Source organism: Streptomyces sp. URMC 126 (assembly GCF_051386555.1).
GTDB lineage: Bacteria > Actinomycetota > Actinomycetes > Streptomycetales > Streptomycetaceae > Streptomyces.
Genome location: NZ_JBPQTX010000264.1, coordinates 1 through 9,891 on the forward strand (window position 1 = coordinate 1; position 9,891 = coordinate 9,891).

Sequence of the window (9,891 nt, forward strand, 5' to 3'; positions counted from 1 at the left end):
GCCGCGACCGTCAGCGACGCCGCCCCCCCGGCCCCCGGCCGCCGCCGATCATGAACGAGGCCGGACGGGCCCGTGACTCCCACGGCGCACCCCGCCCGGTCCGCGAGGAACTTCGGCAGATGCGGAGCAGGTGTGCCAGTGGACGGCGTCGGGATGCGGAGCGGCGAGAAACCCCTGACGGAGCGCCCCAAGGGGGAGGCGACCGCGGGTTACCGGCCGAGGAGTTCACCCGTCGAGTGGCTGACGACCACCGACCACAAGCGGATCGGGACGCTCTACCTCGTCTCCGCCTTCGTCTTCTTCATCGTCGGCGGGGTGCTGGCGCTGCTGATGCGCGCCGAACTGGCCCGCCCCGGCTCGCAGATCATGTCGAACGAGCAGTTCAACCAGGCGTTCACGATGCACGGCTCGATCATGCTGCTGCTGTTCGCGATGCCGCTGTTCACGGGCTTCGCCAACTGGATCATGCCGTTGCAGATCGGCGCGCCGGACGTGGCGTTCCCGCGCCTGAACATGCTGTCGTACTGGCTGTTCCTCTTCGGCTCGCTGATCGCCGCCGCCGGCTTCCTCACCCCGCAGGGCGCCGCCGACTTCGGCTGGTTCGCCTACACCCCGCTGTCCGACGCGCAGCACTCCCCCGGGCTCGGCGCCGACCTGTGGATCATGGGGGTGGCGCTGTCGGGCTTCGGCAGCATCCTGGGCGCCGTCAACTTCATCACCACCATCATCTGCATGCGGGCGCCCGGCATGACGATGTTCCGGATGCCGATCTTCACCTGGAACGTCCTGCTGACCGCCCTGCTGATCCTGCTGGTGTTCCCGGTGCTGGCGGCGGCGCTGTTCGCGCTGGAGATGGACCGCAAGTTCGGCTCGCACATCTTCGACGCGGCCAACGGCGGGGCGCTGCTGTGGCAGCACCTGTTCTGGTTCTTCGGCCACCCCGAGGTGTACGTGCTGGCGCTGCCGTTCTTCGGCATCGTCTCCGAGGTCATACCGGTCTTCTCCCGCAAGCCGATGTTCGGTTACTGGGGTCTGATCGCGGCGACCATCTCCATCGCCGGTCTCTCGGTGACGGTGTGGGCGCACCACATGTACGTCACGGGCGGCGTGCTGCTGCCGTTCTTCTCCTTCATGACCTTCCTGATCGCGGTCCCGACCGGGGTGAAGTTCTTCAACTGGATCGGCACCATGTGGAAGGGCTCGCTGTCCTTCGAGACGCCGATGCTGTGGGCCACCGGCTTCCTGGTGACCTTCGTCTTCGGCGGTCTGACGGGTGTGCTGCTGGCCGCCCCGCCGCTCGACTTCCACGTCTCGGACTCGTACTTCGTCGTGGCCCACTTCCACTACACGCTCTTCGGCACGGTCGTGTACGCGATGTTCGCCGGGTTCCACTTCTGGTGGCCGAAGTTCACCGGCAAGATGCTGGACGAGCGGCTCGGCAAGGTCACGTTCTGGACGCTCACGGTGGGCTTCCACCTGACGTTCCTGGTCCAGCACTGGCTGGGCGCGGAGGGCATGCCCCGCCGGTACGCCGACTACCTGGCGGCGGACGGCTGGACGGCGCTCAACACCCTGTCGACCATCGGCTCCTTCCTCCTCGGACTGTCGTTCCTGCCGTTCTTCTACAACATCTGGAAGACCGCCAAGTACGGCAAGAAGGTCGAGGTCGACGACCCGTGGGGCTGGGGCCGTTCCCTGGAGTGGGCGACTTCCTGCCCGCCGCCGCGGCACAACTTCCCGTCCCTGCCGAAGATCCGTTCCGAGTCCCCGGCCCTCGACCTGCACCGCCCGGGCCTGGAGTCGGGTGACGCGCGGACGGTGGCGGAGCGCGAGCGGGAGGTGACGCCGACGGGCTGACGGGCTGACGGCCGGGGCCCGGGGACGCGGGAGGACGCGTCCCCGGGCCCTCGCGCGCGCCCGGACGTCAGGCCCCGGGCGGCCCTCCGGACGACGCGCCGGACAGTCCCAGCCGGGCGTGGACGATACGGGCGATGTCGGCGACGGTCCCGTTGCTGCGCAGGATCTCCATGGGCGGGATGTCGACGTCGTACTGGCGGCGCAGGCCCACCAGCAGTTCGGTGCCCATCAGGGAGTCCAGGCCGTACTCGTCCAGCCTGCGGTCGTGGTCGATCCGGCCGTCGGGCAGCTGGAGGACGCCCGCGAGCATTTCGGCGACCGAGTCGGCGAGGTACGCCAGGGCGTCCTCCGGTGGCATCCCGGTGAGCAGGGCGAGCAGGTCGTCGTGGGCCTTGGCGTCCTTGTCCAGCAGGGTGGGCAGCAGCTCGAACAGCCGCGGCGGCGGCGCCGCGGGCAGCAGCCGGCGGGTCACGGCCCAGTTGACCCGGCCGAGACCGACGCGCTCCGCGCCGTCGGCGAGGGCGTCGTCGGCCGCGGCGAACGCCTCCCGGAGGGGGACGGGTTCCAGGCCGGCCCCCGTCAGCAGGGGCTGGAGGCCGTTGCGCACGACGTAACCGGTCTCGCCGAGGGCGCCCCAGAGCATCGCCAGCCCGGCGCGCCCCTCGCACCGCCGCCTCCGCACGACGGCCTCCATGGCCAGGTTGCCGCCCGCGTAGGGCGCCTGGCCCGGAGTGCCGATGACGGAGGCGAGGGACGAGTGGACGAGGAACAGGTCCAGGTCGCGATCCCGGGTGACGGCGTCCAGGACGGCGGTCCCGCCCAGTTTCGCCGCGAGGACGGACCGGACGCGCTCGTCCGTCAGCTCGGTCAGCAGCGCGTCGTCGAGGTGCATGGCGGCGTGGACGACGCCGCGCAGCGGATGCCCCTCCCGGTCGGCCTCCTCCACGAGCGCGCGCACGGCGGCCTCGTCGGTGACGTCCACCGCGTGGGCCCGGGCGGTGACGCCGCGCGCCGCGAGGTCGGCGAGCAGCGCGGGCGCCTCGGGGGAGGCGGCGCCCCTGCGGCCGACGAGGGCCAGCCGGCGGGCGCCCAGATCGGCCAGGTGGCGGGCGGTCGCCGCGCCGAACCCGCCGAGACCGCCGGTGACCAGGTAGGTGCCGGCCGGGTCGAGGGCGGGGCGCGCCGGCCGCCGCTCCACGGTCAGCGGGTCGTCGTCGAGGTCGAGGGAGACCACGACCTTGCCGATGTGCCGCGAGTGCTGGAGCAGGGCGAACGCCTCGGCGGCCCGCGCCGCCGGGTACACGCTGTGCGGCAGCGGGCGGTACCGCCCCGTCCGGATCAGCGCGGCGACCTCCGTGAACTGCCGCCGTGCCAGCTCCGGTTCGGCGAGCAGCCGCAGCAGGTCGACGCCGAAGAAGGCGATGTTCCCCGCGAACGGGCGGAGGAGCAGCGGCCGGTTCTCGTGGATGTCGCGCTTGCCGAGCTCGACGAAGCGCCCGCCGGGGGCCAGGACCTCCAGGCCGCGCGGGATCGCGTCACCGGCCAGCGAGTTCAGGACGACGTCCACCCCGCGGCCCCCGGTCAGTTCCCTGACCCGCTCGGCGAAGGACGGGTCGCGCGAGTCGAGGACGTGCTCGACGCCCAGCGTGCGCACCAGTTCGCGTTTGAAGGGGTTGCCGGCGGTGGCGATGACCCGGGCGCCGCGCCGCCGCGCGTACTGGAGGGCGGCGAGGCCGACGCCGCCTGCGGCGGCGTGCACCAGGACGGTCTCGCCGGGGGCGAGGCGGGCCAGGTGCCCGAGTCCGTAGTGGACGGTGAGGAAGGCGACCGGGAGGGTGGCGCCTTCGGCGAAGGACATGCTCCGGGGCAGCTTTCCCACGGCGTGCTCGACCGTGCGCACATGGGAGGAGAACGTATCGGGGGCCAGGGCGTGGACCCGGTCGCCGGGGGCCACCGAGGTGACCCCCTCCCCCACCGCGGCGACGACTCCCGCGCACTCCAGGCCGGGCGCCTCGGCCGCGCCCCGCGCGGGGTCGGCGGGCAGCAGGCCGGCCGAGAGCATCACGTCGCGGTAGTTGAGTCCGGCGGCCCGTACGGCGACGACGACCTCGCCGGGCCCGGGTTCGGGGACCGCCGTCTCGGTCCAGGCGAGGCGGTAGGCGAGCCCGGGGTCCCGTACCCGCAGGGAGAAGGCGGGCACCTCGGCCGCCGGGGCCGTGCCGTGCGGGGCCTCGGTCCACTCCTCCACCCGGGGCACGAACCGGCCCCCGGCCGTGAGGGCGATCTCGTCCTCGTCGGTGGGGGTGAGGAGTTCCCCGACGATCCGCCGGGCGTCGTGTGCCGGGTCGCCGGTGCGTTCCGCCGAGATCCGGGTGACGGCGAGTTCGGGGTGTTCGTTGGCGAGGGTCCGGGCGACGCCCCAGGTGGCGGCGTCGTGCGGGACCAGCGGCCGCTCGGGGGCGGGCAGCGCGCCGCTGGGGCGGGTGACCAGCCACAGCCGGTTCCCGGGTTCGCCGTCGGCGGTCCGGACGGCCGTGGCGAGCGCGCGCAGCACGGCCGTCCGGCGGACGGTCGACTCCACCAGGGCGTCGGGCCCTTCCGGGTCGTCGTCGAGCAGCAGGACGACCGATGCCGGCCGCCCGTCGAGGGCCCGGCGCCAGGCGTCCGGGTCCGTGCTCGGCACCGGGTGGTGGACGACCCGGGCGCCCGCGGCGGCGAGGGCGTCGGCCACGGCCCGCGGCAGGTCCGTTCCGGAGGGGTGCTCTCCGGCGACGAGCCAGGTGCTCGCGGGGTCGGCGGCCGTCGGGGGCGCGGCGGGGACGGGCCGCGCGGGGGCGGCGGCGAGGAACACCGAGCCGCTCGGGGGCGGCCCGCCGCGGGGCCGCCCGCCGGCGCGGACGACGTCCGTGAACCCCTGGGCGCGCAGCAGTTCCGGCCACCGGTCGGCGGGCACCAGCAGCGCGTCCCGGCGGGGGTCGTGGCCGGTGAAGGACCAGGCGCTGTCCAGGGTGCCGAACAGCGGGACGACGAACTCCTCGCCATGTGCTTCCAGGGCGAGCAGTTGACCGCCGGGGGCCAGCAGACGGGCGACCCGGCCCAGGGCGGCGCCGAGGTCCTTGGCGGCGTGCAGCGCGTTGGCGGCCACCACCAGGTCGAACGTGCCGTCGGGGTAGCCCTGGGCGGCCGGGTCCGTGTCGAGGTCGAGGGTGCCGTACTCGACGAACCGGCGGGACGCGAACCGCTTCTCCGCCCGGGAGACGGCCAGCGGGGAGAGGTCGGTGAAGCGGTAGCGGGTCCGGTCGGCGGGCAGGACCGGCAGCAGGGCGGCGGTGGTCCCGCCGGTGCCGCCGCCGATCTCCAGCACTCGCAGCGGCCGGTCGGCGGGCCACCGGGCGGCCGCCTCCGCCACCAGCGCCCGCGCGACGCGGTTGTAGCCGCGCATGGCCGGGCCGATGTCGTAGTAGTGCTCCAGCCGTTCGACGCCGCCGTTCGCGGAGAGCAGCCCCTCGACGCCGTCCTCGTCGCACAGGACGTCGAAACGGGTGACGGCCATGTACAGCGCCATGTCGGCCGTCAGCGCGGGGAAGTCCGCGATCAGCCGACGCCAGCGCGCGTCGGCGTCCGGCACGGGCTCGGCGAGCCGCCACCGCCCGGGCTCCGGGCAGGCCGTCAGGGTGCCGTGGCGCTCGGCCGAGGCGAGGCGCCACGCGACGAGCCGCCGGTGGCGGGCGAGGACGCCGGCGGCCACGAGGTCGTCCACGCCGAACGGGCCGGCGGGATCGGGCAGGAGCCGGGCGACGGCCCGCGCGGTGTCGGCGGCCAGGGCCCCGCCGAGCCGGCGCCGCAGCGCGGCCAGGCGGCTCTCCCACACCCTCGCCGGCAGGCCGCCGAAGCGGCTCGCGGCCCGCTCCACGAGCCGGGAGGGCTTCGGCAGGGGGCTCGGCTCCGCCGGGACGCCGGGGTGGGGAGCCGCGCGCATCAGCCACCGGTAGCGGACCGGCGGTACCTCGCCGGCCCGGTCGAAGCGGCGGAGCCGGCAGCCCTCGAGGACGGCGGCGACCGTCCCGTCCTCGGCGGTGACGACGGTGTCCCAGCACACCTCGTTCGCGGTGCGGCCCCGCTCGCGGACGTGCATCATCCCCCGCTCCGGGGGGCGGCTCCAGACGCGGACGGCGTCGAACGCCGAGGGCAGGAATCCCTGCCGGCCGTCGGCCATCGCCTCCGCCAGCAGCGGCAGGCCCGCCTGGAGGGCACCGTCCGTGAGCGAGGGGTGGGCCTCGTACCCGGCGTACCCGTCCTCCGGCGCCGGGTGCTCGTAGCGGGCGAGCACCTCGCCGTCGCCGACGTGGAGTTCCCGGAGCGCGCGGAAGGCGGGCCCGTAGTCCAAGCCGACCGCGGCGAGGGTCCGGTAGTGCTCCTCGCCCGGCACGGTCCGCCCGCAGCGGCCGCGCGCCGCCGCGACGTCCAGCGGGTCGGGGCGGCGGCGGAGCAGGGGGCGGATCCGGCCGCGGGCGTGGCGCTGCGGGGAGCCGAGGCGGCCCCGGGTGCTCGCCACGGAGAGGATGCCGTCGTCCGGGGAGAGCGTGACCTCCGTCCACACGCCGCCGGGGTCGTCCCACGGCACGACCAGGGGCCGGACCAGTTCCATGGCCTCCACTTCCGTCGGCCCGTCCCAGATCCGGCGGCCGGCGGCCAGGGCCGCCTCGACGTAGCCGACGCCGGGCATGATGACGGATCCGCCGACCCGGTGGTCGGCCAGCCAGGGGACGAGGACCGGGTCCAACTGCCCCCGCCAGGCCGGTGCGAGCAGCGGCAGGCGCTCGCCCAGCAGGGGGTGTCCGTCCCGCGGCAGGCCGCCCGTCCACATGTCCGGGCCGCCGTTCCAGTGCCGCTCCCGCCGCCAGGGGTAGGCGGGCAGGTCCACCACCCGCCCGGGGACGGGGAAGTACGCGCCCGGGTCGACGTCGGCACCGGCGGCGATGGCGCGGGCCACGGCGGTGCGCAGCGGGGACGGGGTCGCGGCGCGGGACAGGGTGGGGATCACGGCGACCGGGCGGCCGGCCGCCGCGCGGCGGAGGTGCGGGGCGAGGATCGGCTCGGGTCCGACGTCGAGGAACACGTCGTAGCCGTCCGCGCGCAGCTCGCGCACGGCGGGCCCGAACAGGACGGGCCGGCGCATGTTCCGCCACCAGTACGCGGCGTCCAGTGCCGTGCCCTCGACGGGTCCGCCGGTCACCGTCGAGTACAAGGGGATCCGGGCCGGGCGGGGGACGAGCCAGTGCAGCGCGGACTTCAGCGGCTCCTCGGCCGGGTCCATCGCGGCGCTGTGGAAGGCGTGTTCCAGGCCGAGGTCCGCGCAGGGCGTGCCCGCCTCGGTGAGCGCCCGGACGAACGCGGCGATCGCGTCGGCCGGGCCGGAGACGGTGACATGCCGGTCCGAGTTGAGGCAGGCCACCTCCAGGCCGGGGAACGGCCCGGCGGCCCGGGCGGCCTCGTCGGGCGGCAGGGCGACACCCGCCATCCTGCCCTTCCCCGCGGTGCCGGCCTGGACCCGCCCGCGGACGGCGACCAGCCGCGCGGCGTCCTCCAGGGACAGGGCGCCCGCCGCCCAGGCCGCGGCGATCTCGCCGACGCTGTGCCCGACCACGGCCCGGGGCACCACGCCCCGCCCGCGCAACGCCTCGACGAGGCCCACCTGGACGGCGAAGAGCAGCGGCTGCGCCACCTCGACGGCCGCGACCCGCTCCTCGTCGGCCGGGCCCGCCAGCGCCTCCAGCGCGGACCAGCCCAGGTGCGGCGCCAGCGCGGCGTCCGCCGCCTCGACGCCGGCGCGGAAGTCGGCGTCCTCCCGGAGCACGTCCCGTGCCATCCCCGGCCACTGGGAGCCGTTGCCGGGGAACGCGAAGACGACACGGCCGTGTTCGACGGCCCGGGCGGTGGCGACGACGGGCGGGGCGTGCCGGCGGACCGGCGGCCGGGGCGCGGGCGGGGGCGGCCCGTGCGGCGCGGCGCCGGCTCCGGCGGTCTCGCCCGGCGGGACGGGGTCAGCGGGCCGTTCGCCGTCGAGGCCGCCCCCGGCGGGGGGCCCGGCCGCCTCGGGTAGGGCCGGATCCGAGGCCGCGTCGGTCGCGTCGGTCGCGTCCGTCCCGTCGGTCGCGTCTCGTGCGTCGCCGGAGTCCCCGCCGTCGGCCGCGTCTCGTGCGTCACCGGAGTCCCGGCCGTCGGCCGCGTCGTCGTCGGCGCGCCCGCCACCGGCAGCGCGCCCGCCACCGGCCGACGGTGCCGCGCCGGCCCGCGTCCCGGCGTCGCCCGTCCGTGGGCCGTCCTCCGCCCGTCCATCCCCGTCGCGCCCGCCGTCCACCGGACGGCCCGTGCCCGGGTCGGAACCGGCGTCCGCGACCTCCAGCAGTCCGGCCGCCGCCTCGGCCGGCCCCTCGGCGAGGACGACGGCGCGGTGGGGGTGGCGGCCCCGGCGCACGGTCGCGGTGTGGGCGAGGTCGTGGAACTCCTCCGGCCGGGTGTCGCGCAGGCGCTCGGCCAGGGCGCGCGCCGCGTCCGCCAGTGCCTCGGGGGTCCGGGCGGAGACCAGCACCGGCCGTACGCCCGGCGCCGGTTCGGGCCGGGGCGCGGGCTCGGGTGGCGGGGCGAGGATGACGTGGGCGTTGGCGCCGCCGAAGCCGAACGAGTTGACGCCGGCCACCGCCCGGGCGCCGACCTCGACGGCGCGGGGTTCCACGGCCGGGGCGAGCCGCAGCGCGGCGAAGTCGATGTCCGGGTGCGGGGGCGAGGCGTGCAGGGTCGCCGGGACGGTGCCGTGCCGCAGCACCAGCAGCGCCTTGAACAGGCCCGCCATGCCGGAGGCGGGCTCCAGGTGGCCGAGGTTGGACTTCACCGAGCCGATGGGCAGGTCGCCGCGGGTCCGGCGGACACCGAGGGCCCGGCCGACGGCCAGGCACTCGGCCGGATCGCCCACCGGCGTCCCCGTCCCGTGCGCCTCCAGGTAGACGAGGTCGTCCGGGTGCACCCCTGCCCGGGCGTACAGCTCCCGCAACAGGGCTTCCTGCGCCTTCGGGTTGGGGAGGGCGAGCCCGGCCGTGCGGCCGTCGCAGTTGGTCGCGGAGTCCACGACGACCGCGTGCACCCGGTCCCCGTCGGCGAGCGCGTCGGCCAGCCGCTTGAGCAGCACCACACCGCCGCCCTCGGCGCGCGCGTAGCCGTCGGCGGCGGCCGAGAACGGCCGGCAGCGCCCGCTCGGCGACAGCATGGACGCCTGGGAGAAACCGACGTAGTGGAACGGGCTCAGCAGCAGGTTGACGCCGCCCGCGAGGGCCGTGCGGCTGGTGCCGTCCAGCAGAAGCCGGCAGGCCTGCGCCACGGCGACGAGGGACGAGGAGCAGGCGGTGTCCACCGCCGTGCTGGGCCCGCGCAGGTCGAGGAAGTGCGACAGGCGGTTGGCGGCGATCGAGGAGGCGCCGCCGGACATGGTGTAGGCGTTGACCGACTCGTTCGCGAGCATCTGCAGGGCGCCGTAGGAGTGGTCCGAGATGCCCATGACGACGGCGGTGTCGGAGCCGGCCAGCCGGGCCGGGGCGATGCCGGCGTCGTCGCAGGCCTCGACGGCCATCTCCAGCAGGAGCCGCTGCTGCGGGTCCATCCGGGCGGCCTCCTTCGGCGCGATGCCGAAGAAGTCGGCGTCGAAGGAGGCGATGTCCGGGAGGAAGCCGCCGGCCGCGGTGTAGCTGCGGCCCGGGCGGGGGCGCGCCGGGTCGACGAAGCGCGGGACGTCGAAGCGGTCGGGCGGTACCTCGGTGATCAGGTCGCGTCCTTCGACCAGGGCTCTCCACAAGCCGTCGAGGTCGGCGAGGCCGCCGGGAAGCCGGCAGGCGGTCCCGACGACGGCGACCGCGCGCCCGGCCGCGCCGGCTTCCCCGGCGTGGGACCCCGCGCCACCCGGCCCGTCACCCTGGCTCGCTCCGCCTGTCCCGTCGGCCCGGCCTGTCCCGCCCGTCCCGCCACTCCGGCTCGCCCCGCCCG

The 9,891-nt window shown here is 76.1% G+C and carries 1 protein-coding gene and 1 pseudogene; one reads left to right on the top strand and one right to left on the bottom strand.

The features are described from left to right. The first annotated feature begins 153 nt into the window (after window positions 1–153). Entirely contained in the window at window positions 154–1,857 is a 1,704-nt protein-coding gene (gene ctaD, locus ACSNOK_RS25645; RefSeq protein ID WP_436783136.1) for an aa3-type cytochrome oxidase subunit I, read from the top strand. 67 nt (window positions 1,858–1,924) lie between these two features. On the opposite strand, the pseudogene ACSNOK_RS25650 reads toward ctaD, so the two are convergent. Continuing rightward, window positions 1,925–9,766, bottom strand: a pseudogene (locus ACSNOK_RS25650) (SDR family NAD(P)-dependent oxidoreductase); the annotation flags it as partial. Window positions 9,767–9,891: the final 125 nt, after the last annotated feature.